General features: G+C 63.1%; 21 protein-coding genes. 7 read left to right on the plus strand and 14 right to left on the minus strand.

Going from position 1 to position 26,999, the window contains the following annotated elements:
• Window positions 1-19: 19 nt before the first annotated feature.
• Both GL4_RS12250 and GL4_RS16845 read left to right on the plus strand, forming a co-directional pair.
• A complete protein-coding gene (locus GL4_RS12250) occupies window positions 20-1,522 on the plus strand; it encodes a phosphomannomutase/phosphoglucomutase (protein ID WP_045367970.1) in 1,503 nt (500 codons plus the stop codon).
• 84 nt (window positions 1,523-1,606) lie between these two features.
• Window positions 1,607-2,230, plus strand: coding sequence for a methyltransferase family protein (locus GL4_RS16845; protein WP_052464457.1), 624 nt, complete (start codon window positions 1,607-1,609; stop codon window positions 2,228-2,230).
• A 68-nt stretch (window positions 2,231-2,298) separates the two neighbouring features.
• Here the strand turns inward: GL4_RS16845 and GL4_RS18240 are convergent, their stop codons facing one another.
• On the minus strand, window positions 2,299-2,391 hold the full coding sequence (locus GL4_RS18240; protein ID WP_425283198.1) for a fasciclin domain-containing protein: 93 nt from the start codon (window positions 2,389-2,391) through the stop codon (window positions 2,299-2,301).
• A 311-nt stretch (window positions 2,392-2,702) separates the two neighbouring features.
• Here GL4_RS18240 and GL4_RS12260 point away from each other — a divergent pair, with 311 nt between their 5' ends.
• Window positions 2,703-3,641: a LysR substrate-binding domain-containing protein gene (locus GL4_RS12260; protein ID WP_045370065.1), complete on the plus strand. Its 939-nt coding sequence runs from the start codon at window positions 2,703-2,705 to the stop codon at window positions 3,639-3,641.
• Window positions 3,642-3,677: 36 nt separating this feature from the next.
• Window positions 3,678-4,697, plus strand: a complete 1,020-nt coding sequence (locus GL4_RS12265; RefSeq protein WP_045367973.1) for a TerC family protein — start codon at window positions 3,678-3,680, stop codon at window positions 4,695-4,697.
• Between the two features lie 39 nt (window positions 4,698-4,736).
• Here the strand turns inward: GL4_RS12265 and dusA are convergent, their stop codons facing one another.
• From dusA to GL4_RS12290, 5 genes are all read right to left on the minus strand, one after another.
• Entirely contained in the window at window positions 4,737-5,756 is a 1,020-nt protein-coding gene (dusA, locus tag GL4_RS12270; protein WP_045367974.1) for a tRNA dihydrouridine(20/20a) synthase DusA, read from the minus strand.
• A 109-nt stretch (window positions 5,757-5,865) separates the two neighbouring features.
• Complete coding sequence (gene arsH, locus GL4_RS12275; RefSeq protein WP_045367976.1) at window positions 5,866-6,543, minus strand: arsenical resistance protein ArsH; 678 nt, start codon at window positions 6,541-6,543, stop codon at window positions 5,866-5,868.
• A gap of 54 nt (window positions 6,544-6,597) precedes the next feature.
• Entirely contained in the window at window positions 6,598-7,008 is a 411-nt protein-coding gene (arsC, locus tag GL4_RS12280) for an arsenate reductase (glutaredoxin) (protein WP_045367977.1), read from the minus strand.
• Complete coding sequence (locus tag GL4_RS12285; RefSeq protein WP_045367979.1) at window positions 7,005-7,352, minus strand: ArsR/SmtB family transcription factor; 348 nt, start codon at window positions 7,350-7,352, stop codon at window positions 7,005-7,007. The genes arsC and GL4_RS12285 overlap by 4 nt, the downstream gene beginning before the upstream one ends.
• Before the next feature lie 127 nt (window positions 7,353-7,479).
• A complete protein-coding gene (locus GL4_RS12290; RefSeq protein ID WP_156137578.1) occupies window positions 7,480-8,436 on the minus strand; it encodes a c-type cytochrome in 957 nt (318 codons plus the stop codon).
• Window positions 8,437-8,555: 119 nt separating this feature from the next.
• Here GL4_RS12290 and GL4_RS12295 point away from each other — a divergent pair, with 119 nt between their 5' ends.
• The 3 genes from GL4_RS12295 to GL4_RS12305 all read left to right on the plus strand — a co-directional run bounded on the left by GL4_RS12295 (window position 8,556) and on the right by GL4_RS12305 (window position 15,993).
• Window positions 8,556-10,886 carry a heavy metal translocating P-type ATPase gene (locus GL4_RS12295; protein WP_082025643.1) on the plus strand — a complete coding sequence of 777 codons (2,331 nt, stop codon included), beginning with the start codon at window positions 8,556-8,558 and terminating at the stop codon, window positions 10,884-10,886.
• A 15-nt stretch (window positions 10,887-10,901) separates the two neighbouring features.
• Entirely contained in the window at window positions 10,902-13,553 is a 2,652-nt protein-coding gene (pepN, locus tag GL4_RS12300) for an aminopeptidase N (RefSeq protein WP_045367980.1), read from the plus strand.
• A gap of 256 nt (window positions 13,554-13,809) precedes the next feature.
• Entirely contained in the window at window positions 13,810-15,993 is a 2,184-nt protein-coding gene (locus tag GL4_RS12305; RefSeq protein WP_045367982.1) for a PAS domain-containing sensor histidine kinase, read from the plus strand.
• 7 nt (window positions 15,994-16,000) lie between these two features.
• Here GL4_RS12305 and GL4_RS12310 read toward each other — a convergent pair whose 3' ends face one another.
• The 8 genes from GL4_RS12310 to ccmI form a co-directional block, all read right to left on the minus strand.
• Complete coding sequence (locus GL4_RS12310) at window positions 16,001-18,922, minus strand: bifunctional [glutamine synthetase] adenylyltransferase/[glutamine synthetase]-adenylyl-L-tyrosine phosphorylase (protein ID WP_052464464.1); 2,922 nt, start codon at window positions 18,920-18,922, stop codon at window positions 16,001-16,003.
• Window positions 18,919-20,376: a sensor histidine kinase gene (locus GL4_RS12315; protein WP_045367983.1), complete on the minus strand. Its 1,458-nt coding sequence runs from the start codon at window positions 20,374-20,376 to the stop codon at window positions 18,919-18,921. The genes GL4_RS12310 and GL4_RS12315 overlap by 4 nt, the downstream gene beginning before the upstream one ends.
• Window positions 20,360-21,040: a response regulator transcription factor gene (locus tag GL4_RS12320; protein WP_172653351.1), complete on the minus strand. Its 681-nt coding sequence runs from the start codon at window positions 21,038-21,040 to the stop codon at window positions 20,360-20,362. Before GL4_RS12320 ends, GL4_RS12315 begins: the two co-directional genes overlap by 17 nt.
• A gap of 115 nt (window positions 21,041-21,155) precedes the next feature.
• Window positions 21,156-22,721, minus strand: coding sequence for a Do family serine endopeptidase (locus GL4_RS12325; protein ID WP_045367984.1), 1,566 nt, complete (start codon window positions 22,719-22,721; stop codon window positions 21,156-21,158).
• 168 nt (window positions 22,722-22,889) lie between these two features.
• Window positions 22,890-23,387: a cytochrome c-type biogenesis protein gene (locus GL4_RS12330; protein WP_045367986.1), complete on the minus strand. Its 498-nt coding sequence runs from the start codon at window positions 23,385-23,387 to the stop codon at window positions 22,890-22,892.
• Between the two features lie 2 nt (window positions 23,388-23,389).
• A complete protein-coding gene (locus GL4_RS12335; RefSeq protein ID WP_045367987.1) occupies window positions 23,390-25,378 on the minus strand; it encodes a heme lyase CcmF/NrfE family subunit in 1,989 nt (662 codons plus the stop codon).
• The gene (gene ccmE, locus GL4_RS12340; RefSeq protein ID WP_045367988.1) at window positions 25,375-25,845 is read right to left on the minus strand and encodes a cytochrome c maturation protein CcmE; all 471 of its coding nucleotides are present in this window, start codon (window positions 25,843-25,845) and stop codon (window positions 25,375-25,377) included. Before ccmE ends, GL4_RS12335 begins: the two co-directional genes overlap by 4 nt.
• Entirely contained in the window at window positions 25,842-26,993 is a 1,152-nt protein-coding gene (gene ccmI, locus GL4_RS12345; protein WP_045367990.1) for a c-type cytochrome biogenesis protein CcmI, read from the minus strand. The genes ccmE and ccmI overlap by 4 nt, the downstream gene beginning before the upstream one ends.
• Between the last annotated feature and the right edge of the window lie 6 nt (window positions 26,994-26,999).

Raw genomic sequence — 26,999 nt, forward strand, 5'->3', positions numbered from 1 at the left:
CCATTTGCGAGGAGACAGAATGTTCCCGAAGCCACGCCAGGATCTCGTCCCTAATACCGCCGCGTTCGAACGACTCCCCCTCGTCAAGGCCACGGGATTTCGGGAATACGACGCACGCTGGCTCTTTCCGGATGAGATCAATCTCCTCGGCATGGAAGCGGTTGGACTCGGTCTCACGACGCTGATGCGCAAACGCGGCGTGCCCATGCGCATCGTTGTCGGCCACGACTTCAGGTCCTACTCCTCGGCCATCAAGGCGGCGCTGACGACAGGGCTTCTGGCGGGCGGCGCGGAAGTCCACGATATCGGGCTCGCTCTGTCGCCGATGGCCTATTTCGCCCAGTTCGAGCTCGACGTTGAGGGAGTTGCCATGGTCACCGCCAGCCACAACGACAACGGCTGGACAGGCATCAAGATGGGCATCGACCGCCCTCTGACTTTCTCTCCGGACGACATGACCCGGCTCAAAGAAATCGTGATGAATGCCGACTTCGGCTCCTACGAGGGTGGCGGGCGTTACATCTATGTTCCAGATCTGCCGGAACGCTACATGGCCGATCTGCTGAAGCACCCCAAATACACGCGCAAAATGAAGGTGGTCGTCTCGTGCGGTAACGGCACGGCCGCGGCCTTTGCGCCTCAGGTACTCTCCGAGCTCGGCTGCGAAGTGATCCCGCTCAATTGCGAGCTCGATCACAGCTTCCCGGCGCACAATCCCAATCCCGAAGACCTCGCGATGCTGAACGCCACGCGCGACTCGGTCCTGGAGCACAAGGCCGATCTGGCGCTCATCTTCGACGGCGACGGCGACCGCTGCGGCGTGGTCGACAATACGGGCGAGGCGATCTTCGCCGACAAGGTTGGGGTAATGCTCGCGCGGGATATTTCAGCGCTGCACAAGAACGCTCATTTCGTCGTCGACGTGAAGTCAACCGGGCTGTTCAAGACGGACCCGGTGCTCATCGAGAACGGGGCGCACACGGCCTATTGGAAAACCGGGCATTCCTATATCAAGCGCTATAGCCATGAGAACGGAGCCCTGGTCGGCTTCGAAAAATCGGGGCACTTCTTCTTCAACAAGCCGATCGGACGCGGCTACGACGACGGTCTGGTTTCAGCCATCGCGGTGCTCGACATGCTCGAGCGCAACCCCGGCAAGAGCCTTGCCGAATTGAAGGACGCCCTGCCCCGCACGTGGCAGTCTCCCACCATGTCGCCACACTGCGCCGACGAAACCAAATACGGCGTGGTCGACCAGATCGTGAAGCACTTCGAGGATGTGGCGAAGCACGGCGAAACGCTGGCGGGCCAGAAAATCCGTGAGCTGATTACAGTGAACGGAATCCGCATCGTCCTGGAAGACGGCACCTGGGGACTTGTGCGCGCCTCATCGAACAAGCCGGAGCTCGTGGTCGTGGTCGAAAGCCCCACATCGGAGGCCAACATGCGGGCCATCTTCGCCGAGATCGACAAGGAACTCGCCAATCACCCGGAAGTAGGCGAATATAACCAGAAGATCTAGAAAACGACCGCACGACAACGCAACAAAACCGTTAGCTGACTGTCGCAAATCTGCAATCCGAGTCTGGTCTGGTCCGCGCTTGTCATGATCGATTTCAGTTACACACACGCCGTCTTCGTTGTGGGCCTCATCGTCGGCATCACGCTGAATTTCTTGATGCTGCGGACGCTCTTCTTTCCGCCCTTCCGGATTTGGCCGACGCCGGGTCCGGGGACTTGGCAGAGTGTAACCTTCTGGACGTTGTTCCGCGCCGGCATGGTGCTGACCTTCGTCATGGGTATTCTGGATTGGAATAGCGCTGGCCTGGTCGATCTCAGTCGCCTCATCATTGGCCTTCCGCTGTTCCTTGTTGGCTTCGGCATCACGGTTTTCGGCTATTTCAATCTCGGCCTCGGCAACACGTATTGTGGCGAGGACGGATTGATCAGCCATGGGCTCTACCGTTTCAGCCGCAACCCGCAATATGCTTCATCGATCCTCGGCCTGATCGGGACGGTCATCATGGCCGACTCGTGGCTCACCGTTCCACTCGCGTTCTCGGCAAGCTGCGTGTATGTGCTGATGGCGCTGACCGAGGAGCAATGGCTCGAGGATCGCTACGGCGCGACCTATCTCGAATACAAGAACCGCACGGCGCGCTTCTTCGACCTGCCGGGCTTCATTCAGTACCTCGTCGAGAAGACGCAGCCGTCCCGCCGCACCAGCTAAGACAGCTAGGCAGAGAAGACGGCCGTCCGCTTCCGCGAGCGGCCGCCCTCTCATCTCCCTAGACTTGGTCATGATTCCCCGGGAACGAGAACGCCATCCAGGGCGTGGATCATGCCGTTCGACGCAGGGATGTTCTTTCGCACGATGTACGCTTCTCCCACCAGAAACAGGTTCCCGGTCAGACCATCGACCTCCGCATCGTGTCGCGTCTCCTTAACGGATTGACGTTCACTAATTGCCGTTCCAATCGGCTGGAAATTACATGGGAAGACACCGTCGCCGCGGCCAATTGGAAGCAAGCTGCAGGCTCATCGGAGTTCGCAATGGTGCGCCGTCGCGACCGACATAGGTTCTTCCCAATGGTCGGCGGGTGTCCTTGATAGGAATTTGCGACTAAATCGATAGGAATTTCCTATGATTATTGCATAGGAACCGCGGTACCCTACATGACCGTATGGAAGGGGAAGCCGCCATGCCCACACTGAGACAATTGGAATATTTGGTCGCCGTGGCCGACAACCGCCACTTTGGACGGGCCGCCGAGCGCGTCAATGTCACACAACCGACACTTAGTGAGCAGCTGCGCACTCTAGAGCAGCGACTGGGCGTCGAGCTCGTCGAAAGGTCGCGCTCGAATGTGGTCGTCACCCCCCTCGGTTTCGAAGTCGTCGAGATTGCGCGCCGCATGCTTCAGGACGCCCAGCGCATTGTCGACATCACGGGGAATGTGGGCTCAGGCTTCGCCGGCGTCGTACGCCTAGGGCTGCCGCCCACGATCGGTCCCTATCTTCTCCCGCGCGTCGACCCCACCCTTCACGCGACCTACCCCAAGCTCAAGCTCTACGCCCGCGAGGAGCTGCCTCACGCCCTTCCCCGGGAATTGGCCGAGGGCATTCACGACGTGATCATCGCCCCCCTCCCTGTCAACCAAAGCGGCCTGAGGGAGGCTGTCCTTTTTGAGGAGCCGCTGTATCTCACCGTCCCGATCGACCACGAGCTGGCGAGCCGGTCCAGCATCAAGCCGACCGACCTGGAAGGGGCCGACCTCCTGGCCCTTGGGCCGGGACACCAGCTCCGCGAACTGGTGGTGAACCTGGCGGCGGAGTGCGGCGCCAATCTCCGCTACGACTACGAGGGCACGAGCCTGGATACGCTGCGCGAAATGATGGCCACCGGCCTCGGCGTGAGCCTCATGCCGGGACTCTATGTCCGCAGCGTCGTCAGCAAGGACCCCCGTTTCAAGACCTTCGACATCGGCAGTCGCGGGCTGAGCCGTACCATCGGTATGCTCTGGCGCAAATCAAAGAACCCACAACATAATTTCGACAATCTCGCCGTATTGATCCGGAACATCGTAAGAGATGAATTCGGCCCCAACCGTGTTAAGACACGGGCGGAGTCAGTCGCCTAGCGGCGCAATCGCCACGATTTTCCGGAGTTTTTTTTAATGGAGTTCATCGACACCCTGGTCATGGGCAAGCCCGCTTGGATGTGGGCAATCTTCATGACCATCGTGGTCATTCTGCTTGCGGTCGACCTTGGATTGTTTCACCGCAAGGCCCGGGAAATCGGCGTCCGCGAAAGCCTGCTTCTCAGCGCTTTCTACATCACGATCGGCCTCGCCTTTGGCGTATGGGTCTGGATCAACATAGGTCCCACCAGCGGCAAGGAATATCTCACCGGATTCCTCGTGGAGAAGACGTTGTCCATGGACAACATCTTCGTGATGTCGCTGATTTTCACGTACTTCGGAATTCCCCGGATCTATCAGCACCGAGTGCTGTTCTACGGCATTCTCGGCGTGATCCTGCTGCGCGGCATCGTCATTGCGCTAGGCGCCTGGCTCGTCGCGAGCTTCCACTGGGTCCTATACATCTTCGCGCTTCTGCTGATCTTCACCGGCATCAAGATGCTGCTTCCAGGAGACGATGAGCCGGACATCGAAGACAACTTCGCACTGAGAATCATGCGGCGGTTCTTGCGCATCACGCCCAAGCTGCATGGACAGCGCTTCTTCATCCGCCAGCCGGACGACAAGACCGGCAAGATTCTCACATGGGTCACGCCTCTCTTCGTCGCGATGATCCTCATCGAGATCGTCGATGTGATCTTCGCACTCGACAGCATTCCCGCCATCTTCGCGATTACCACGGACACGTTCGTGGTCTACACGTCCAATATCTTCGCGATCCTCGGCTTGCGCGCACTCTATTTCGCGCTCGCAGCCGTCATAGATCGCTTTGCCTACTTGAAGCCCGCCCTGGCCATGATCTTGGTGTTCATCGGCTCGAAGATCTTCGTCGCCGACCTCGCAGGCTGGGAGAAGTTCCCCTCATCGGTATCGCTCAGCGTGACGGTCGCGCTGATTGCCGGCGGCATTCTCTATTCGCTCTGGCGCACACAACGCGATGACGAGCCGCCGAGCACGAACGACAAGGTCCATAACGCAAAACCAGGGGATGTCTAGGAGCGCCGGTTCTCGGCGCGACGAGCAGCTGACGGACGCCTAGGCGGCGGATCTGTTCTCCGCCGTCCGCGTTTCCGGCGCGGCGCCGCTGACGATATCGCGGGCCTGCTCAAGCACCTCTATGCCCGCGCCAGGCAAATGCGCATTCTCGGCGATATGACGCCGGAAGGCGCGCGCCCGCGGCTGCCCATGAAACAGACCGAGGACATGCCGTGTCATCGCGTTCAACCGCACACCGCGGTCGAGCTCACCCCCGACATAGTCGATAAAGCGGTCGAGCACTTCGAGGCGCGTCAGGGGCGCCTCCGCCTCGCCGTAAAGCGTCTGGTCCACGGCGGCCAGGAGATACGGGTCCGCGTAGGCCGCGCGCCCCAGCATCACACCGTCCACGTGAACGAGATGCGGCGCCGCATGCGGCAACGAGCCAAGGCCGCCATTGATGACGATGGCAAGATCGCTGCGCCGGGTTTTCAGGCGATGCACCCGGTCGTAGTCCAAAGGCGGAACGTCACGGTTCTCCTTCGGGCTCAGTCCGTCGAGCCAGGCCTTGCGGGCATGAACGATGAACATCATGCAGCCGGCATCCGCCACCGTATCGACAAACCGGTCGAGGCTTTCTTCCGTGTCTTGATCGTCGATACCGATACGGCATTTGACCGTCACCGGAACCTCGACCGCATCCGCCATCGCTTTGACGCAGTCCGCGACCAGTTTCGGCTCCGCCATGAGACAGGCGCCAAACCGGCCGGACTGCACCCGGTCGGACGGACACCCGATATTGAGATTGATTTCGTCGTAGCCCCATTCGGCGCCGATCCGCGCGGCCTCTGCGAGACGCGCCGGATCGCTGCCGCCGAGCTGCAGCCCGACGGGATGTTCGGCGGCATTGAAACCCAACACGCGAACGCGATCGCCATGGAGCACCGCATCGGCGGTCACCATCTCCGTGTATAGAAAGGCGCGCGCCGAAATCAGCCGCAAAAAGGTGCGGCAGTGGCGATCGGTCCATTCCATCATGGGCGCGACGCAGAAACGGTGAGAATCTGGCTTCAAAGACATTTGCTCAACTTTGGGATTGGACCCTAGTAAGTGGTGGCATAGTACGGCAATCGCAAGGCGGCAATGAGCCACCGCACCGGCATATGTGCAAGCCCCTGCAAAGAACGCGTTAAATACTGCGCTGATTGACCCGTTTTGACAGCTCTTCCGCGCTCTCGACGCGTTCCGAATAGCGATCGACGAGAGGCGCCGCACGGCTGCGCACCATATAGGTGAACTTCACGAGTTCCTCGATCACATCCACGACCCGGTTGTAATAGGCCGATGGCTTCATGCGATCATTGTCATCGAACTCGAGAAAAGCCTTCGCCACGGACGACTGGTTCGGGATCGTCACCATCCGCATCCAGCGCCCGAGCACGCGCATCTGGTTGACCGTATTGAAGCTCTGCGAACCGCCGCAGACTTGCATCACGGCGAGCGTCTTGCCTTGCGTTGGACGCACGGCGCCGAGCGCCAGCGGAATCCAATCGATCTGCGCTTTCATGATGCCGGTCATCGCGCCGTGCCGCTCCGGCGAGACCCAGACCATTCCTTCGGACCACGCCGCAAGCTCCCGCAACTCCTGAACCTTGGGATGATCGATCTCCTCCGCGTCCGGCAAGGGCAATCCACGCGGGTCGAAGATGCGGGTTTCGCACCCGTGCCATTTCAACAGGCGCTCCGCCTCCAGCGCCAAAAGCCTCGAGAAGGAACGCGCCCGCAACGAACCGTAGAGGATGAGAATGCGCGGCTTGTGGCCCGGATCGTCGGGACCGGCATAGTAGGCCGCATCGACAGGCTGCATGCACGCGAAGTCGATGTTTGGCAGGTCAGCGCCATTTCGGTGTTCCGCCAAGGCTTACGCCCTCCCCGTGTCGATCTGCTCGCCGTCTTCCTTCGTGAAGACGCCGAAATGCGGATTCTCGAGGAGATCAAGAACAAGCTCGCTTGGGCGGCACAGGCGGATACCCTTGGGCGTCACGACGATCGGCCGATTGACCAGGATCGGATGCTCGAGCATCGCATCGAGGATCGCGTCGTCGGAAACGGACGGGTCCGTCAGTCCCAGCTCTTCGGCGGGCGATTTGCTGACCCGCAACGCCGTGCGCGGCGTGAGCGATGCACCAGCAAACAGTGCAATCAGCTGCGGCCGCGTCCATCCCGTTTCGAGATACTCGATGACACGAACATCCTCACCGGACGCTTCGATCATCTTGAGGGTGTTGCGGGACGTTCCGCAGTTCGGATTGTGGTGGATAACGGCAGTCACGATACTCTCCCTCCGCACTCGCAGGCGATCTCGTCCAGAACGGTCTTGCACAGCTCGGCATTGCCGCCGCAGCAGTCCTCCATCAGGAACCCGAGCAGACCCCGTATGCCGTCGATATTCGCGTAATACCGGATGGTCCGGCCCTCGCGGACATTGCGGATCAAGCCTGCGCGCACGAGCACACTCAGATTGGCCGACATCGTGTTCTGCCGGACATCCAAGGCGTCGCTGATTTCTCCGGCTTGCATGCCGCGCTCGCCGGCCCGGATCAGAAGCCGAAAGACTTCCAGCCGCGTCTCCTGGCCAAGCGCCGAGAGCGCGATGAGGCTCTGATTAAAATCCATATATCAAGAATAATGGAACTAATCGCGCGTGCAAGGCTCTGACCTGGTGCGCAAGCCGCGACATCCCGCCGCTTTCCTAATACCAGACATGAACAGCCGAGCCGCGCAACGCCTACAGACGCGAAGGCTAGGGCGCACGGGGCGGCGGGGGCGGGGCAGTGAGATCGGGAACGAGTTCCTGCCCTGACACTTCCGCCTCGGCCTCCGGCGGTGCTGGAATGGGGAGTTCTTCGATGATCATCGGCGCGACGGGCTGCCGCGCCGGCGCGACCGGCCGCGGGTGCACGATCATGTAGGCCGCCACGTCCCAGGCGTCCTGGACGCTCAGGACCGGGTTTTCATGGTCCACCCCGATGGGCATGTTCGCGCGAATATACGAGGCGGCGTAGGCGATCTGGCCCATGCCTGCCCCGCCATTGAAGCTGTCCTCGCCCCAAAGCGGCGGGACGTAATAGCCCACCTCGGGTGGCAGCCGCGGCGCGCCCTGCCCATCCTGGCCGTGACAACTCAAACAGTGCTGCGCGTAGACGGTCTCGCCGCGACGGGCGCTCGGCACATCGCGAGGGACGGCGATCGGCATCAAGCCGGATCCCGGCAGGCGCACGCCCTCCGGCGTGTCCTTGCCCACAAATTCCAGATACGCGATCAAAGCCTGCATCTCGCGGCTGTCTTCCGGCAGCGGCTTGCCGTTCAGCCCGAGCGTCATGCACGAATTGATGCGATCGGGCAGGGTAATGACCTTGTTGTCCACAAGCATCGGGAATGTCGCTGCGGTCGATACGAAAGGCGCGGCGAAGGGCTTGAGCCCGCCGTTCAAATGGCAGTTCTGACAGGACAGGTTATTGCCGCCATAGGCCATTCCAGGGTTTTGCGCGCCTTTGCCGATGAAACGCGGCGTGTCTTCGACAAGCTCCTGGCCATATCGGATCAGATCGGTCTTGGGGCCCGGGTCGAGCGCGGCGATCTTCTCGGGCACGCCCGACGGATAAGGAACCGTGGTGCCGCTTTCCGTAAGCAGATACCCTGCGCCGACCCCTGCTACCGCCGCCAGGGCGATGCACAACTCCCATGCAACTGTTTTCAAGCCGAACGGTCCCTTCTCACCCCGAATGACCAGCGTGTCGCATACTCTCTTCGGCGTAGCAGATGCGACGCAGCGCGTGAATGAGTATATGAGCCTAACGCGATCACGATCCTGAAAGCATGACAGACCAAAAGCCCCAGCCTTCCGAAACCGCCGTAGACCCTGTTTGCGGCATGACCGTCGACCTTCAGGCCGGAAAGCCGACCACGGAGCACGACGGCGAACACTATCACTTCTGCTCGAAGGGCTGCCTCAAGAAGTTCACCGCCGATCCCGAGCGCTATCTCGGCGGGGCACCCGAACCGGAGCCCGCACCGCCCGGCACGCTCTACACGTGCCCCATGCACCCAGAGATTGTTCAAGAGGGCCCGGGTGCGTGCCCGATCTGCGGCATGGCATTGGAGCCCATGGGGGTCCCGGCTGAGGACGCGCCCAACGAGGAGCTCATCGATTTCACGCGGCGCCTCTGGGTCGCGGCCCCGCTCGCGTTCATCGTCGCGGCCATCGAGATGAGCGCTCATGCGTTCGGGCTCGACCTACTGCCGTTCTTGGAGCCGCACGCCAAACAATGGCTCCTGTTCGCGCTGGCAACGCCCGTCGTTCTGTGGTGTGGCTGGCCGTTCTTCGTGCGGGGCGTTCAGTCCCTGCGCACCGGCCATCTGAACATGTTCACCCTGATCGGCCTCGGCACGGGCGCGGCCTATCTCTACAGCGTCGTCGGGACGTTCGCGCCGCACTTATTCCCGGAATCCATGCGCGGCGCGCACGGACTGGTCCCGGTCTATTTCGAGGCGGCGGCTGTCATCGTCGCGCTGGTGCTGCTGGGACAAGTCCTCGAACTGCGTGCCCGTGAAAAAACCGGCGGCGCCATCCGCGCCCTGCTCGACCTCGCGCCCAAGACGGCGTTGCGCGTCCTCAAGAGTGGCGACACCGAAACCATCCCGCTTGCCGAGGTACAGGTCGGCGATATCCTGCGCGTTCGTCCGGGCGACCAGGTTCCCATCGACGGCACCGTCATCGATGGGCGCAGCCAAGTCGATGAGTCCATGCTCACCGGCGAACCCGTGCCCGTTGCCAAAGGGCAGAACGACACGGTCACGGGCGGCACGCTCAACGGCACCGGCTCGTTCGACATGCGCGTGGACCGGACGGGCGCTGAGACGACACTGTCCCAGGTCGTGCACATGGTCGCCGAGGCGCAGCGCTCCCGCGCGCCGATCCAGGGGCTTGCCGATGCCGTCGCGGGCTACTTCGTTCCGGGCGTCATTGCCATCGCCGTCATCGCTTTCATCGTTTGGCTGCTCGTCGGCCCGCCACCTCAGCTCGCCTACGCCCTCGTGGCCGCGGTCAGCGTTCTGATCATCGCTTGCCCCTGCGCGCTGGGTCTTGCAACGCCGATCTCGATCATGGTCGCGACTGGCCGCGGCGCACAGGCCGGCGTCCTCATTCGCAATGCAGCCGGGCTGGAGCGCCTGGCCAAGGTCGATACGCTCGTGGTGGACAAGACGGGCACGCTCACCGAGGGCAAACCCGCCCTCACCGACATTGCGGCCGTGAACGGCTACACCGAGTCCAAAGTCCTCAGCATCGCCGCTGCGCTCGAGAGTGGCAGCGAACACCCGCTCGCCGTCGCCATCCTGAAAGGCGCGTCCGACAAAGGCGTGAAGGTCGAGAAGGCACGGGACTTCGAGGCGGTAACCGGACAAGGCGTTATCGGCCGAGTCGGCGGGAACATCGGCGGGCACGCGGCGCGGCTGGGCAACAGCCAGTTGATGGACGAGCATCGGATCAACATTCTCGACGTCAAGGATAGCGTGACGCGGCTCCGCAAGGAGGGCAAGACCGTCGTCTATCTTGCCGTCGACAACCGGCTCGCAGGCATTGTCGCCGTCGCCGATCCCATCCGGGAAAGTGCCAAAGACTCCATCGCCACCCTCCACGGCTTGGGCTTGCGCATCGTGATGGCGACGGGAGACAACATCACGACCGCCCGATCGGTCGCCGAGCAGCTTGGAGTCGACGAGGTTCACGCCGGACTGACGCCGGGCGAAAAGCTGGAACTCGTGGAAGAGTTGCAGAAACAGGGCGCGGTCGTGGCTATGGCCGGCGACGGCATCAACGATGCGCCCGCGCTGGCCAAAGCCGATGTAGGTATCGCCATGGGTACGGGCGCGGACGTCGCCGTCGAGAGCGCGGACATGACTTTGCTCAAGAGCGATCTGCGCGGCGTCGCGCGCGGCGTGAAACTGGCGCGCGCCACAATGCGCAACATCAAGCAGAACCTGTTCTTCGCGTTCTGCTACAACGTGATTGGCGTCCCTATCGCGGCCGGGGTGCTCTACCCTGTGGCCGGGATCGTGCTGTCGCCCATGATTGCGGCCGCGGCCATGAGCCTGTCGTCCGTTTCCGTCGTCGGGAACGCGCTACGCCTGCGCCGTGTTGACTTGTAATCGGAGGCCAAAAAAATGAACGACCAGAGCCGCACCACGAAGTTCCTCAAGGACTATGCGCCGCCGGAATATCTGATCAAGGATGTCGCGCTCGATGTAAGCCTGGCGCCGAAGGGCGCACGCGTCTCCTCGCGGCTCACCATCGAACCCAGCGCGGGAACCGTCGCCGGAACGCCGTTAGTGCTCGACGGCGAGGCGCTGACGCTCGAAAGTATCGCGCTCAACGGCCAAGAACTCGAGGCCGGACGCTACACGCTGTCGCCCGGTAAGCTCACGATCGCCAACCCGCCCGTCGGATCCTTCACCCTCGACATCGTCACGCGGTGCGACCCGGAAGCAAACTTGGAACTGTCGGGGCTATACCTATCCAACGGCACCTATTGCACGCAGTGCGAACCGGAAGGCTTCCGCCGCATCACCTATTTCATCGACCGGCCCGATGTGCTCGCGACGTATACCGTGCGTATCGAGGCCGACCGCAAGACCGTTCCCGTGCTGCTGTCGAACGGCAACCCCGTGGACGCAGGGGAGATCGAAGGCACGGGGCGGCACTACGCCATTTGGCATGATCCCCATCCCAAGCCGTCCTATCTCTTCGCGCTTGTCGGCGGGAACCTCGCCTCGATCCACGACACGTTCACCACCGCCTCGGGCCGCGAGGTCGCGCTCGGCATCTATGTCGAGCCCGGCAAGGAGGATCGCTGCGAATGGGCGATGGAGTCGTTGAAGCGCGCCATGCGCTGGGACGAGGAACGGTTCGGTCTCGAATACGATCTCGACGTGTTCAACATCGTCGCCGTATCCGACTTCAACATGGGCGCGATGGAAAACAAGGGTCTCAACATCTTCAACGACAAGCTCGTTCTCGCCCGGCCCGATACGGCGAGCGACGCGGACTACACCTCGATCGAGAGCGTCATCGCCCACGAATATTTCCACAACTGGACGGGTAACCGGGTCACCTGCCGGGACTGGTTCCAGCTCTGTCTGAAGGAGGGCCTGACGGTCTTCCGCGATCAGGAGTTCACGGACGATGTCCGTATGGGACCGGTGATGCGAATTCTCACCGCGCGTCTGCTCAAGGCTCGTCAGTTCCCGGAGGATGCCGGCCCCCTCGCCCATCCGGTGCGCCCCGCCTCCTATATTGAGATCAATAATTTCTACACGGCGACAGTCTACGAGAAGGGCGCGGAACTCTGCCGCATGCTGCAGACACTCATCGGCAAAGACGCCTTCCGCCAGGGTATCGCGCTGTACTTCGAACGCAACGATGGCACTGCCGCCACCGTGGAGGATTTTGTCTCGGCCATGGCCGATGCCTCCGGCCGCGATCTCACGCAATTCATGCGCTGGTACACCCAGAGTGGAACGCCGGAGATCGCGTGCAGCCTCGACTACGATCCGCACGCCAAGAAGGCGCGGCTGAAAGTGAGCCAGGTCGTCCCGCCGACGCCGGGTCAAACCAGCAAGGAGCCGATGCATATCCCGCTCAAGGTGGGTCTGATCGGCGCCAATGGCGACGAGTTGCCGCTCAAGCTCAACGGTGAAGCGGTCCCCGGCGGCCTGCTGGAAGTCACCGAACGCGAGCAGGTGTTCGAGTTCGAGAACATCCCCGCCCCTCCCACACCCTCGATCTTGCGGGATTTCTCCGCGCCCGTACGTGTGACCTCGAGCCTCAAGCCGGAGCAGATCGAATTCCTGATGATCCACGATGCCGATCCGTTCAACCGCTGGCAGGCCGCCCAGACTTACGCCACGGATCTGATTGCGTCGGCGGCTCGTGACGGGCTCGACCTCGGCCCCGTCAGCGGCCATCAGGCCGGACGGCTTGCGCAGGCGCTGGAACCGACCCTGCGCGACGAGACACTGGCGCCGACGTATCGCGCAGAAACGCTGAAACTTCCGAGCGAGTCGGACATCGCCCGCGAGCTGGGGCGCAATGTCGACACGGACGCGATCCTCGCGGCCCGCGAAACGCTGCGAAAGACACTCAGCGAAGCCATGGCGGCAACGTTGTCTGAAATCTACGAGGCCACCGCGACGGACGAAGACTTCTCACCCGACCCGGACAGCGCCGGACGGCGCGCGCTCCGCAATGCCGCGCTCGATCTGATGACGGCAACGGGCACACAAGAGGCCATAGACCGCGCCATGCGGCACTATCGCAATGCGACCAACATGACCGACTCCATCATGGCGCTGTCGGTCCTGTCGCATATCCCTTCGGACGAGTGCGACGAAGCCCTCGACGACTTCTACACGCGCTGGCAGGACGATCCGCTCGTGCTCGACAAATGGTTTGCGGTACAGGCGCGTGCAGGCAGGCCGGACTCGGTGGCCACCGTGAACCGCCTCCTCGGCCATTCGAAGTTCTCGCTCAAGAATCCGAACCGCGTTCGAGCGCTGATCGGCTCCTTCGCGATGGGCAATCCGTCCGGTTTCAATCGGGCCGATGGCGCCGGCTACAAATTTCTCGCCGAGCAAGCCCTAAAAATCGATGGGTTCAACCCGCATGTCGCCGCGCGTCTACTCGGCGCATTCGAAAGCTGGAAAACGCTCGAGCCCAGGCGTCAAGCCCATGCCAAGAAGGCCCTCGAGGGTCTTGCGAGCGCAGAGCTTTCTACCGACGCCTACGAGATCGTCACCAAGACGTTGGGCGGCGCGTAGAATCGGTCTTCTCCTGTCAACGACTTGTTAACGTAATTTCCACAGGTTTTTACTAGACAGAAGCTTCAGTCAACGATTCCATGGACTGAAGCGATTCGGAGATGCGGCAACTTCTCCGGGACGGTGACAGGAGAAGAAGGGGGACCGAATGGCGCGGGCTCGTCCTGCGCGAGGTGCGGGGATCTATTCCATCGCGGGGCCACGATGGCAGGACATCCGCTCGCTCGTTGACCAATACCTCCCATCGCCGGAGAGGTTGAGGCAGCTTGTCCCGATTTTCCTCGTCGGTTTCGTGATCGTCGCCGCCCTCGGCTTCTACTATCAGATCAGCGCTGGAAAAGAGTCGGACCTGACCTCGGCCCGGCGGCAACTGGCCCTGAACGCCGACGTCGCATCGCTGAAGCTCAGCGCCGACGTGCTGGCCTCCAGCGCGGACTGGCAAGGTGAGCTTGCACGCAGCCTGCCCCTCAGCGCCACGCGCGAGGGTCGCGTCGTGCTGCTGTCCGATGCCGAAGGCGGCATACAGGCCCGCGTGCCCATCGGCAGCGACTACCAAGGAAATCTCCTGACGGTTCTCGGCCCCGGCCAGCCCCTGACCATTATGGGCGCCGACGCCGGCGTCATGCGCGTCACTCTGAACGACGGCACCGATGCATTGGTGACCGTGCGAAACGTGCCGCGGACTGACGCCCAGCTGACACTCATTCAACCTGTCGCCAGCGCGCTCGCCGGCTGGCGCAGCAGCGCCGCGATCGAAGTGGTGCTCCTAATCTGTGGCGGACTGGTCCTCGCGCTGTTCGCGGGCGCGTTCTGGTATCTGACCCCGTTTGGGAAAACGCGGGACAACGACACGCTCACACGCGAGCTGACCCAAGCTCTCCCCGGCTGCGGCGTCTGGCGCTGGAATCTCGCGCGCGGCCACGTGGAATGGTCTCCGCCGATGTACGCGCTCCTGGGGCTGGAGCCCTCTTCCGAGATCGTGTCCTACGGGATGCTCGCCAATCGGCTGCATCGGGAGGACGACCTGCGCGCCGAGCTTGACCGGCACATGCGCGAGGGAATTAACCTGTTCGACCAGTGCTTCCGGCTCCGTCACGCGGACGGTCACTGGGCGACGATCCGCCTGCGCGGCCACATCACCCGCGACACGGTCAACGGCGAGCCGTACCTCACGGGCATGGCCGTGCTGGCCGATCCGAACGCCGTCCCGGGTGCCGCCGATGCGAACGCGCGCCTGCGCGACGCCGTCGAGACTATCTCCGAAGCCTTCGTGCTCTGGGACAACCACAACAAACTGGTCATGTGCAATACGAAGTACCAGCAGTTCCATGGCCTCGCCGACGACATGGTGCAGCCGGGCAGTGCCTACGACGAAGTCATCGCCGCGGCGTCCGAGCCCATCGTCTCCAAACGCTATGCCGTGGCAGGCAGAAACGACCGCCAGTCGCGCACCTACGAAGCTCAGCTCGAAGACGGCCGTTGGCTACGCATCAATGAGCGCCGCACCCGCGATGGGGGCTACGTCTCCGTCGGTACGGACATCACCGACCTCAAGCAAAGCCAGACCAAGAATGCGGAGAGCGAGCAGCAGCTCCGCGCCTCCGTCGCCGAACTGCGCCTGTCGCGGCGTGAACTCGAGCATCAGAAGCAGCAGCTTGTGGACCTGGCCGAGAAATACGCGCTGGAGAAGAACCGCGCCGAAGCCGCGAACCGGGCGAAGTCCGAGTTCCTCGCCAATATCAGCCACGAATTGCGCACGCCGCTGAACGCGATCATCGGCTTCTCGGAGGTCATGCAGCAATCGCTGTTCGGTCCGCTCGGACACGAGAAGTATCAGGAATACGCGCGGGATATCTATTCGAGCGGCGCCTACCTGCTGGAGGTCATCAACGACATCCTCGACATGTCGAAGATCGAGGCAGGCCGGATGACCCTCGACCTCGGCGAGGTGGACGTCGCCGAGATCGTCGACGACAGCATGAAGGTCGTGAGTCAGGCCGCAGCCGAGCGCAACATCGCGCTCGAACGTCACGGGCCGGAGCATTTCCCCCTCCAAGCCGACCGGCGCTACCTGAAACAAGTCTTCCTCAATCTATTATCAAACGCCGTGAAGTTTTCGCGCGACGGCGGCCGCGTCGACGTCAAGCTGGCGCGCAGCAATGGTCAGCTGAGGATCGCCATCAAGGATACGGGGATCGGCATCGCCGAGGCCCACATCACGAAACTCGGGACGCCCTTCGAGCAGGTCGAGAACCAGTTCTCCAAGAGCCATCAGGGCAGCGGCCTTGGCCTTGCCATCTCCCGCGCGTTGGTGGAACTGCACGGCGGTACGCTCGAAATCAAGAGTCGCGAAGGCTACGGCACGACGGTGACATGCTCATTGCCCATTCGCACACCCCGTTCGGCCGATGTTGAGGAACCGCTGGCGCAGAGCGCCTGAGCTGACCTCACGACACGAGCCGATTGAAAGCGCCGTGCACGTGCGCCAGCGTTTCTTTCAACGTCGCTTCCAACGTCGAGAAATCCGGCATATCGGCGGACCGCGCCAACAAATCCCGCAAAGCCTGTGGCGCGTCGCGGGCAACAAAGCCCTCATCAAGACACAGCCGCAGAACCTGCGTGAGCGATTGATACAGACGCGCCGCCGGAATGAGCAGGTCCGCGTCCGCAGGCTGAAGAACCCCAGCGGCCGCGAGCTTGGACAAAGCCCCTTCCGTGTTCTTGTCCAACACGCCGGGATGTTCGGCCGCGTTCACGAGCTGCAGAAACTGCGTGGTGAATTCCAGATCGACGATCCCGCCCCGGACCTGCTTCAGATCCCAGATATCCGTCGTCCCCTTTTCGGCAGCGATTTTCCGGCGCATCTCGTGCACTTCGCCGGCAACGGCGGCGCGGTCGCGCGGTCTCGTCAGCACATCGCGGATCGTTGTGTCGATCGTCTCGCGCATTGTCTCGGGGCCCGACACGACGCGTTCGCGGGTGAGAGCCAAATGCTCCCAAACCCAAGCGGACCGCTCTTGATAGTCGATGAAGCCGGATAGCTTGGTGGCGACCGGCCCCTGACTGCCGGAGGGCCGCAAGCGCATATCGACTTCGTAGAGGGCTCCCTCCGCCGTCTGCGCCGAGAGCGCGGCGATCAGCCGTTGCGTGAACCGCGTATAGTACTGTGGACCGGGAAGGCCACGCGCGCCGTCGGACTTCGCATCCTCGCCCGCATAATCGTAGACGATGATGAGATCGAGGTCCGACGCGGCGGTCATCTCCTTGCCCCCCAGCTTCCCCATTGCCAGTACGGCAACCATGCCACCAGGCAGACGGCCGTGCTGCGCCACGAGTTCCTCACCGACTCGATCCGACAGCGCTTCGATCAGTGTATCGGCAAGAGCGGCATAGGCCTCGCCTGCCTGCTCCGCGGAAATCGTGCCGGAAATCACGCGTACGCCGATGAGAAAGCTCTGTTCCCGGCCCACGATCCGCGCGCGGTCTAGCGCGTCCTCATAGTCGGTCGCGAGCGCCAATGTGCTGCTCACCACATCCTTCAGCTGCGCTGCGGTGGGCACGTCACCGAAGAAGCCGGGATCCAGCACGGCATCCAGGAGCCGGGGGCGCCGTCCCAGAATCTTCGCAAGCCGCGGCGCCGTTCCCATGATATCGGCGACGAGACGCAACAGGCTGGGATTGGCGGCGAGAAGCGAGAACAGCTGCAAGCCCGCCGGCATATTGGCCATCACCTTGTCGAAGGTCGACAAGGCGAGATCGGGCTGAGCCGTACGGCTGAAGGCTTCCAAAAGGTTGGGAAGGAATTCGGTCAACCGCTCGCGCGCCTTGGCGCTGCGCGTGGCCGGATAGCGGCCGGCCTGCCAAGCCTTGATCGCTTCGACGGCAGCGCCGGGATTCTCGAAGCCAAGTTCCTGAAGCGCGGAGACGGATTCCGGCTCGGCCTCGTCTCCAACGAGAAGTCCGGACACCGACGATGGCGGCTCGGGAAGCTTTTCGAACAACGCGCCGTAGTGACCCTCCACGCACTCGAACCGCGCGGTCAGGGCATCGCCGAAGGCATCCGTGTCGGCGAAGCCGCACAGCCGTGCGAGCCGGTCGAGTTCCTGCGGGTCGGCGGGAATGATATGCGTCTGCTGATCGCCTATCATCTGAATACGGTTTTCCACCCGGCGCAGGAACAGATAGGCCTCGGAGAGTTCCCGCGCCGCCTCAGGTTCGATCCATGCGCCCTCGGCGAGCCTGGCAAGCGTCTGCAGCGTCCCCCGGGTCCGCAATTCCGGATGGCGTCCGCCAGCGATCAACTGCTGCGTCTGTGTGAAAAACTCTATGTCCCTGATGCCCCCCCGCCCCAGCTTGATGTCGTGACCGCGTACGGCGATGGCGCCGTGCCCTTTGAAGGCATGCACGCGGCGCTTCATGGCGTGGATGTCGGCCACGGCGGCGAAATCCAGGTACTTCCGCCAAATGAAGGGGGACAGCTGCTCGAGAAAATCCCGGCCGAGCGCTTCATCGCCGGCGGCGACGCGCGCCTTGATCAGGGCCGCCCGTTCCCAGTTCTGGCCGAAGCTCTCGTAGTAGGTTAGCCCTGCGTCGATTGAGAGCGCGATCTGTGTCGCGCCGGGATCGGGCCGGAGCCGCAGATCCGTCCGGTACACGTAGCCATCCTTGGTCTGGTCCTGCAGAAGTCGCACCAGATCGCGCGTCAGCTTCACAAAAAAAGCCGACGGCTCCTCCGTCTCGGACAGCCGAGCCCGCTCGGGATCGTAGAACACGATAAAGTCGACGTCGGACGAGTAGTTCAGCTCCATGGCCCCGAGCTTCCCCATGGCGATGACAAAATATCCGTCCGGCTCGGGCGACGTCAGCTTTCCGGCCTCCTGGGCTTTTCTGAATAAATAGCTGACAGCGGTCTGAACCGAGATGTCGGCGGCATCACTCAAGCCGGTCAGCGTTTCGGCGGTGGTCCAAACGCCGCCGAGATCGGCGAGCGCCGTCAGCAATGCGCTCCGCTTCTTGAAGTCCCGCAGCAGGGCCAACGTATCCGCCTCGGATGCGGCGTCCGCCAGACCGGCTTTGAGCGCCGCACCCGCCCGGGACAGATGGCCATCAGGGTCTTCCGTCAGACATGCCGCAAGGAGACCGGGGTTGCGTTCCGACAGCGCGGCAAGAAAGGGCGAGCCCGAGAATACGGCTTTAAGAAACGCGGCGATGCGTGGCGTGTCCAGAAGCTCAACCGCATGCGCAGCGCTTAGGTCTTCGTCCGAGGCGTTCTCGTTCAAGGCGTTCCGCACGGACGCTAGAACATCGGCACCGCGCTCGGCATCGAAGACTTCAGGGCTTTCGCAAATCCGCTCGGCGAACGCCGTCACGTCGGCCTCAGCTCTCCTCCTGGCGACGGTCTATCGGCCGTCTTCGCTCCCTGCGCGCCGCTTTCCAGCGGAAGGCTGAGAATGACGCGGAGGCCGGGTTCGTTGTCCTCGAGCCTCAAGGTCCCACCATGCAGCCTCGCCACCGCCGCGACAAGGCTCAATCCGAGACCGCTGCCGGGCTCCGAACGGCTGGCCTCGAGGCGCACGAAGCGGCTCAACACGCGCTCCCTTTCGGATTCCGGAACGCCCGGCCCGCGGTCGCACACGGCGATCTCCGCAAAGCCATCATGGCTCGACGTGCGGACGACGACTTCCGAAGCATGGCCGTTGGCTTGGGCGGCGGGCACCCCGCCGTATTTCAACGCGTTGTCGATGAGATTGGCGATGGCTTGTCCCAGAAGCTGCCGGTTTCCGCGCACGGGGACGTGGCGCGCCAGATCCACCTTGAGGGCGATACCCCGCTCCTCCGCGACGGGCTCGTAGAGCTCGGCCGCGTCGCTTACCACCGCGGATAGATCGAGGCTGTCGCGATCGTCGCCCCCGGCGCCGGCTTCGAGCCGCGCAATGGAGAGCAGCGCATTGAACGTCTTCATCAGGCCGTCAGCTTCTTCGATCGTGCGTTCCAACGCGGCGCGATAAGCGGTTTCGTCGGGCGGCTCGCGCAGCGCCTCTTCCACGCGATTGCGCAATCGGTTGAGCGGCGTCTTCAAATCGTGCGCGATGTTGTCGGAAACTTCGCGCATCCCGGCCATGAGCTGCTCGATACGTCCGAGCATCAAGTTGAGACTTTGCGCCAAGCGGTCCAGCTCGTCGCCCGATCCGCTCACGGGCAGCCGCCTGGACAGATCGCCCGCCATGATCGTGCGCGTGGTAGCGGAGAGATTGTCGACACGCGCAAGCAATCGACGGCTCACCCAATAGCCGCCGCCGAGGCCCACCAGCGCCATGACGCCGAGCCCCCACAACATCGTGGAGCGGATCAGCCGTGACAGTTCCCGGCGGTCTTCGATGTCACGGCCCACGATCAGGCGATCACCCCCGGGGAGCCGAAAGACATTCGCAAAGGCGAGCCGCTGTTCCATGCCGCCTGGCGCGGGCCTGCTGTAGAAGAACTCGACAGGCCCGACGCTGTCCCAAAGCTGTGGCGAGACGGCGCTTAAGTTTCCCGCGAGCTGCTTCTCGTTACGGTCGGCGACGAGATAGAGGCTATTGCCCGGTGTCCGGCTGCGCTGTGCGACGATCCTGACGAGCTGATCGCGCCCGCCTGCCCGATACTGCTCGGCAAGGCCCTTGAGTTCCGCGTCGATCGTCTGGTTAAGCTGACGCGACAGCAGGACCGTCGTGTTCCAATACAGATAGACGATGGCGATGATGGCGGCCGCGCTGAACAGCGCGAAGTAGGTCAGCGACAGCCGGAATGTCGTCGTGCGGAAGAGTTTAGTGAGCGCTGTCACGGATCGTGTAACCGGCGCCGCGAACCGTATGGAGAAGCGGCTGTTCGAAGTTCTTATCGATCTTCGACCGGAGCCTCGAAATGTGGACGTCAATGACATTGGTCTGTGGGTCGAAATGATAGTCCCACACGTTCTCAAGCAGCATGGTGCGCGTGACGACCTGCCCTGCGTGCTTCATCAAATATTCCAACAGGCGAAACTCCCGCGGCTGAAGCAGGATTGCCTCGCCCGCGCGGGTCACCTTGTGAGACAAACGGTCGAGCACCAGATCGCCGACCGAAAGCCGCGTCGACCCTTCTTCCGGCGACGTGCGCCGAGCTAGCACTTCGATACGCGCCAGCAACTCGCTGAACGCATAGGGTTTGGTGAGATAGTCGTCGCCGCCGGCCCGCAATCCCTTGACCCGGTCGTCGACCTCTCCCAGCGCCGACAGGATCAGAGCCGGTGTATGGATCTCGTCCGTACGCAGCGCCTTGATGACATCGAGGCCATCCAGTTTCGGCAACATGCGGTCGACGATGAGCACGTCGTAGGCATTGGCTCTGGCGAACTCGAGGCCGGCCTCGCCATCGGCGGCGTGCTCGGCCATATGTCCCGACTCTTTGAGAGCGCGCTTGAGAAACGCTGCCGTTTCTTGGTCGTCCTCAATTACCAGGACCCGCATATCGCCTCAGCTCGTTGTTCGCCGCGGAAAGTCTAGAAAGAGACTACTCAAAAAAAGGCGGGCGGCGCAGTTTGGGGGGGAAAACCGCACCGCCCTCCGACAGAAGAAGGAGAGTTTATCCCTTCTTCTGGGTAAGCGCGACAAAGCGGGACTGATCGCCGGTCTTGACCTGCATCAGGACCTTGACCTTGTCCTTGTCTCCCTTAGCGGACTCGGTCGCCTTGGCGAGACCCTTCGCGACATCGCTCGGCGTCGAGACGTCAACGCCCGCCACCTGAAGAATGATATCGCCCGGCTTCAAGCCCTTGTCCGCGGCGTCGCTGTCGGAGTCGACGTCAACGATGACGACACCCTCCTCACCGGCGCCCGGAATTTTCGCGGCCGGTGCCAGCGACAGGCCGAGCTTCTCCATCTGCTCGCTCTGATCTGCAGGCTCTTCCTTCTGGAGCGACGCCAGCTTCTTGGCGCTCGGGAACGAGCCCAGGGTCATGTCGACTTCACGCTTGTCGCCGTAACGGACGATCGCGAGCTTCACGCTGGTGTCGGGCTCGAGTTCGGCGATCTTGCGGGCAAGGTCGCGCGAGTCCTCGACCTCGTCGCCATTCACTTCGACAATGACGTCGCCGGCCTTGATGTCCTCCTTGGAGGCAGGACCGTCCTCGGTCACCTTGGTAATCATCGCGCCCTTGGGCTCAGACAACCCGACCGAGTCGGCGATATCGTCGTTCACGTTCTGGATAACGACACCGAGCCAGCCGCGATCGACGCTGCCATCGTCCTTCAGATCCTGGACCACCTGCTTCACGAGGGCGGCCGGAACGGCAAACGCAATACCGACATTGCCGCCGGACGGCGAGAAGATCGCCGTGTTCACGCCGATCACATTGCCGTCGAGGTCGAAGCTCGGGCCTCCGGAATTGCCGCGGTTCACGGCGGCATCGATCTGGAGGTAGTCATACGGCCCCGAACCGATGTCGCGGTTGTGCGCCGAGATAATGCCGGCCGTCACGGTGCCGCCGAGGCCAAACGGATTACCGACCGCGAGCACCCAATCGCCAACGCGCGGATCCTTTTCCGACAGATTGACGTACGGGAACTTCTTGTCCGTATCCTCCGTCACCTTGACGAGGGCCAGGTCCGTGCGTGGATCGGTGCCGATCAGCTTCGCATCGAACTTCGCGCCGTCTTCCATGGTGACGGTGATGTCGTCCGCGTCTTCGACAACGTGATTGTTGGTGACGATATAGCCATCGTCGGAGATGAAGAAGCCGGACCCTTGAGCAAGGCTCGGGTTATGCTTCGACGGCGGCTTCGGCATGCCCTTGCGGAACTGATTGAAGAAGTCGTGCAACGGATTGTCTTCCGGCACGTCCGGAAGGCCGGGGATGGGAGACTCGTCGTTCTCCGCGGTGTTGAGCTCGCCCTTCACGTTGATGCTGACAACGGCGGGCTTTACCTTCTGCACGAGATCGGCAAAGGAGAGCGGCGCGCGGCCATAGGGCGTCTCGACCGTCTGCTGCGTCTGAGCGGTTTCTGCGACCGCCAGCGGCACACTCGGGTTGAACGAAAGGCCGATCGCCCCTGCGGCGACCAGCGCGGTTGCGGCGAGGAGCACAGGCCTCCGAGCGAGTTTCCGCGGCCGCTTGCTCTCGTTCGCTGCTGGGTTCGTATCAGGTGTCATTCGTTTCCCCTCTCTTGGGACGGCAAAAATATTCGGGCGATGCTCGGACGAGCCGGAGCAATCATGTGAGAGTCGCAATATAGGGAGCCGCCAATTACGCCGCGGTTTCGACGGCATTAATTTTCCGTAAGGTACGGGCCTGCCGGCAGGCGTTGAAAACCAACGCGGTTACGGCTTGTCGGCGGCTTTCGGTGCGTCCGCATCCAGGAGCCGGTCCAGTTGCTGCTGCTCGCTCTTGGTGAGGGCCGGCGGCGCGACCGACGTGGTCGCCCGGCGGATGTAACCGTAGAGGATACCGAGGATCGCGAGGAGCAACACCAACGGCGTTGCCAGCCACAACAGCCAGGTGTGCGGCGTGAACCGGGGTTTCAGCAGCACGAACTCGCCATAGCGCGAAACCACGAAAGACATGATCTCCTCGTCGCTGTCTCCCGCCTTGAGCCGTTCACGCACAAGCACGCGCAGATCCTTGGCCAGGGGCGCATCGGAATCGTCGATGGACTGATTCTGACAGACTAGGCAGCGCAAGCCCGCGGACAGCGCCCGCGCCCGCGCTTCCAGCGCCGGATCGTCCAGCACTTCGTCCGGCTGCACCGCATGGACGCTCGGCATACCCAGCGCAAAAACGGCGAAAAACGCGGCGAGCAAAGTGGTCGGGAAGCGCATCGTCACTTGCCCGCCGCCACGGCCGGTTCCGTCTTGGGTTTGGCGCGCTTGGGCGCCCCGACCCTCAATCGCCGGTCCGACAGCGAAACGCCGCCGCCGAAGAACATCAGCAAGGCGCCGAGCCAGATCAGCCGGACCATCGGGTTGAAATAGACGCGCACACTGAAGCCGCCATCCTTCAGCTGATCGCCAAGCACCAGGTAGAGGTCCCCGCGCCAGCTATTGTGGATTCCGGCCTCCGTCGTCGCGCTCTTCTCGACCGCATAGGCCCGCTTGGAAGGGATCAGCGTAGTAACGGGCTCGCCGTCCCGCGTCACCTGAAACACGCCGACGAGCTCCGAATAGTTCGGCCCCTGCCGTTCCTTCACGCCCTCGAAAGTGAGCGAATAGCCCGCGATCTCGATCGTGTCGCCGGGCGCCAGCGCCTCGATCCGTTCGCTGCGCCACGCCGTCGTCGCGACAAGCCCAAGCACCATCACGCCAACGCCGGCATGGGCGAGTGCCGTACCGTAGGCGGCGCGCGGCAGATTGCGCATGCGCCGCCAGCTTTCAGACGAGCCCGCCTCGAACAGCTTTGAACGTGTGGCGATCTCGGTCGCGGCGCCAACGATCAGCCAGAGGCCGAGGCCGATCCCGAGCGGCGCGAGCCACGGCCCGCTTTGGTTCATGGCAAGCACGATGATGATCGCTGCCAGGCTGACGATCGCCGCGACCATGAGCCGTTGCGCGGCGGCCAGCAGGTCCCCGCGTTTCCAGGCAAGCAGCGGCCCGAAGGGTACGGCGATGAGCAGCGGCACGATCAGCGGCACGAAGGTCAGGTTGAAGAACGGCGCGCCCACCGAAATCTTCTCGCCTGTGACCGACTCAAGCGCGAGCGGATAGAGGGTGCCGACAAACACCGCCGCGCAAGCCACGGTCAGTAGAAGATTGTTGAGGACCAGGGCCCCCTCGCGGCTGATCGGCGCGAACAATCCGCCTTGCGACAGAAGCGGCGCGCGCCAGGCGAACAGCGCGAAAGAGCCGCCGATGAAGATCGCCATGATGCCAAGGATGAAGACGCCCCGCGCGGGGTCCACCGCGAAGGCATGAACAGACGTCAGCACGCCCGAGCGCACCAGGAACGTCCCCATGAGGCTCAAAGAGAAGGTGATGATGGCCAGCAGGACCGTCCAGACTTTCAGCGCGTCCCGCTTTTCCATCACCAGCGCGGAGTGCAGCAGCGCGGTGCCGGCTAGCCACGGCATGAAGGATGCGTTCTCGACCGGGTCCCAAAACCAGAACCCGCCCCAGCCCAGTTCGTAATAGGCCCACCACGAGCCCATCGCGATCCCGAGCGTCAGGCACATCCAAGCCGCCAGCGTCCACGGACGTACCCAGCGCGCCCAGGCCGCATCGATGCGCCCGTCGATGAGCGCGGCGACGGCAAAGGAGAATGCCATCGAGAAGCCAACATAGCCCGCGTAGAGGAACGGCGGATGGAAGGCCAGCGCGGGATCCTGCAGGACGGGGTTGAGCCCCTGCCCGTCGAACGGCGGGGAATCAACCCGCAAGAACGGGTTCGACGTCGTGACGATGAAAAGCAGGAAGGCGACGGCGATCGAGCCCTGGACCGCGAGCACGTTTGCCTGCAACCGGCGGGGCAGGTTCGAACCGAAGGTGGCGACCGCGGCGCCGAACAGGGCCAGGATCAGGACCCACAGAACCATCGACCCTTCGTGGTTCCCCCATACGCCCGAGATCTTGTAGAGCATCGGCTTGGCCGAATGCGAGTTCTGCCACACGTTGAGGACCGAGAAGTCGGACGTGACATATGCGGCCGTCAACGCCGCGAAGGCGATGCAAACGAGAAGGAACTGGATCTGGGCCGCAGGCACGGACACGGCCGCGAGGCGGGGATCGTTGAAGCGCGTGCCGACGATCGGCAACACCATCTGAACGATGGCGACGCCGAGCGCGAGGATAAGGGCGTAATGTCCGGTCTCCGCGATCATTGTGTCGTGACCTTTCCGCCGGCGGTGCCGGCATCGCCCTCCCGCCAGACACCTTGTTCTTTCAGCTTCGCGGCGACCTCGGGCGGCATGTAGTTTTCGTCATGCTTGGCGAGCACGTTGTCGGCCTTGAAGGTTCCATCCGGCTGAACCGCGCCTTCGGTCACGACACCCTGGCCTTCGCGAAACAGGTCCGGCAGCACGCCCGTATAGGTCACGGGCATGACCTTGGCGCCGTCCGTCACGGAGAAATGGACCGTCGTGCCCTGGTCCCGTTTCACGCTCCCCGTTTCCACGAGACCGCCGAGCCGGATACGCTGGCCCGGTGCGATCTCCATCTTTGCGATGTCGCTCGGGCTGTAGAAGAACACGATCGAGTCCCGCATGGCGTACAGCACGAGCCCCACGGCGACGCCGAGGACCACAAGGCACGTTCCGATCAAAACACCTCTGCGCTGTTTCCGCGTCATGACGTCAATCCTAGATCCGATGCGAGCGCGTCGAGTTTCTCGATCGCTTGCTCATTACCCGCGAATTGTTTCTTGGCCCGGGCCAAGGCTTCCTTCGCGTCATCGCTTCGCCCGAGGACCGTATACGCCCGAACCAGACGGAGCCAGCCGGGCAAATCGTCTCCGTTCTCCTCGAGACGCGCCGCCAGCCGCGTGACCATTTGATCGACCATGGCTTGGCGCTCTTCGGGGCTCATGCTCTGCGCGGCGGCGATATCGGCCGCCGACGGTCCCGCCTGCGGCACAGGCGCGGCCTCGGCGACAGGCGCCTCACCGGACAGTTTGGCTTGGGCGCTCGCGATCCGGTCCTCGATCATGGAGGTCCAGCGCGTGTCGTCTTTTCTGGCCTCGAGAAGCCCCTGCCAGTCGGCAAGCGCGCCTTCGAAATTGCCGTCCTGCTCCTTCGCGATCGCCAGGAGAATGCGCGGCTCCACCAGCGTTCCATCTCGCTTCAGCGCGCCCTCGAGGGCCATGCGCGCCGGCTCGGTGACGAGCCCCCGCTGCTCGAGGACAAGCGCCTGCCCAAGACCCGAAAGACGTTTCGCGGACGGCCCCAGGAGCCGAATGGCCTGACGATAGGCCTCCGCCGCATCCGCGTAGCGCTGGCCGCCCAGATAGATCGGCGCGATCGCGTCCCACCCTGCGCCCTCCTCGGGATGAGCGCGCAGCCGCGCTTCGACGCGGGCGACGAGAACGCCGACATCCTTTTCCTTGGCGGGATCGGTGAGCCGCGCGGCCAAAGGCTGGTCGGGCAGGCGCGGTGATCCATAGAAGAGATAGGCGCCCAGCACGGCCAGAGGGAGGCAGGCAGCGACCACGATAAGCGCGGCGCGCGGCAACGCATTGCGCGACTGCGACCCGGACGCGTCCGCAGCTTTCTCGTCGGCGGCAATCAAGCGCCGAGCAACTTCGAGCCGGGCGGCCTCCGCCTCCGCCTCGCCGATCAACCCGCGCGCGCGATCCGCCTCGATCTCGTCGAGCTGATCCCGGTAGACCGCGGCGTCGAACGCGTCGCGCTCGTCCACGGCCTCGCCGCCGCCAACGAGCGGATACAGCAGGAAGGACAAGACGACGGCGGTGAGAGTCGCCAGGATGACCCAGAGCAGCACGAACAG

The sequence above is a fragment of the Methyloceanibacter caenitepidi genome, assembly GCF_000828475.1.
Lineage (GTDB): Bacteria > Pseudomonadota > Alphaproteobacteria > Rhizobiales > Methyloligellaceae > Methyloceanibacter > Methyloceanibacter caenitepidi.

Coding starts and splice junctions, on each gene's coding strand:
- dusA (WP_045367974.1), bottom strand. CDS start 5,756: ATGTCTTTGAAGCCAGATTCTCACCGTTTCTGCGTCGCGCCCATGATG.
- GL4_RS12285 (WP_045367979.1), bottom strand. CDS start 7,352: ATGGATTTTAATCAGAGCCTCATCGCGCTCTCGGCGCTTGGCCAGGAG.
- GL4_RS12335 (WP_045367987.1), bottom strand. CDS start 25,378: ATGATCGCGGAGACCGGACATTACGCCCTTATCCTCGCGCTCGGCGTC.
- GL4_RS12325 (WP_045367984.1), bottom strand. CDS start 22,721: ATGACACCTGATACGAACCCAGCAGCGAACGAGAGCAAGCGGCCGCGG.
- GL4_RS12295 (WP_082025643.1), top strand. CDS start 8,556: ATGACAGACCAAAAGCCCCAGCCTTCCGAAACCGCCGTAGACCCTGTT.
- GL4_RS12250 (WP_045367970.1), top strand. CDS start 20: ATGTTCCCGAAGCCACGCCAGGATCTCGTCCCTAATACCGCCGCGTTC.
- GL4_RS12265 (WP_045367973.1), top strand. CDS start 3,678: ATGGAGTTCATCGACACCCTGGTCATGGGCAAGCCCGCTTGGATGTGG.
- pepN (WP_045367980.1), top strand. CDS start 10,902: ATGAACGACCAGAGCCGCACCACGAAGTTCCTCAAGGACTATGCGCCG.
- arsH (WP_045367976.1), bottom strand. CDS start 6,543: ATGCAGCCTGTCGATGCGGCCTACTATGCCGGTCCCGACGATCCGGGC.
- ccmE (WP_045367988.1), bottom strand. CDS start 25,845: ATGACGCGGAAACAGCGCAGAGGTGTTTTGATCGGAACGTGCCTTGTG.
- GL4_RS12320 (WP_172653351.1), bottom strand. CDS start 21,040: ATGCGGGTCCTGGTAATTGAGGACGACCAAGAAACGGCAGCGTTTCTC.
- GL4_RS16845 (WP_052464457.1), top strand. CDS start 1,607: ATGATCGATTTCAGTTACACACACGCCGTCTTCGTTGTGGGCCTCATC.
- GL4_RS12260 (WP_045370065.1), top strand. CDS start 2,703: ATGCCCACACTGAGACAATTGGAATATTTGGTCGCCGTGGCCGACAAC.
- GL4_RS12330 (WP_045367986.1), bottom strand. CDS start 23,387: ATGCGCTTCCCGACCACTTTGCTCGCCGCGTTTTTCGCCGTTTTTGCG.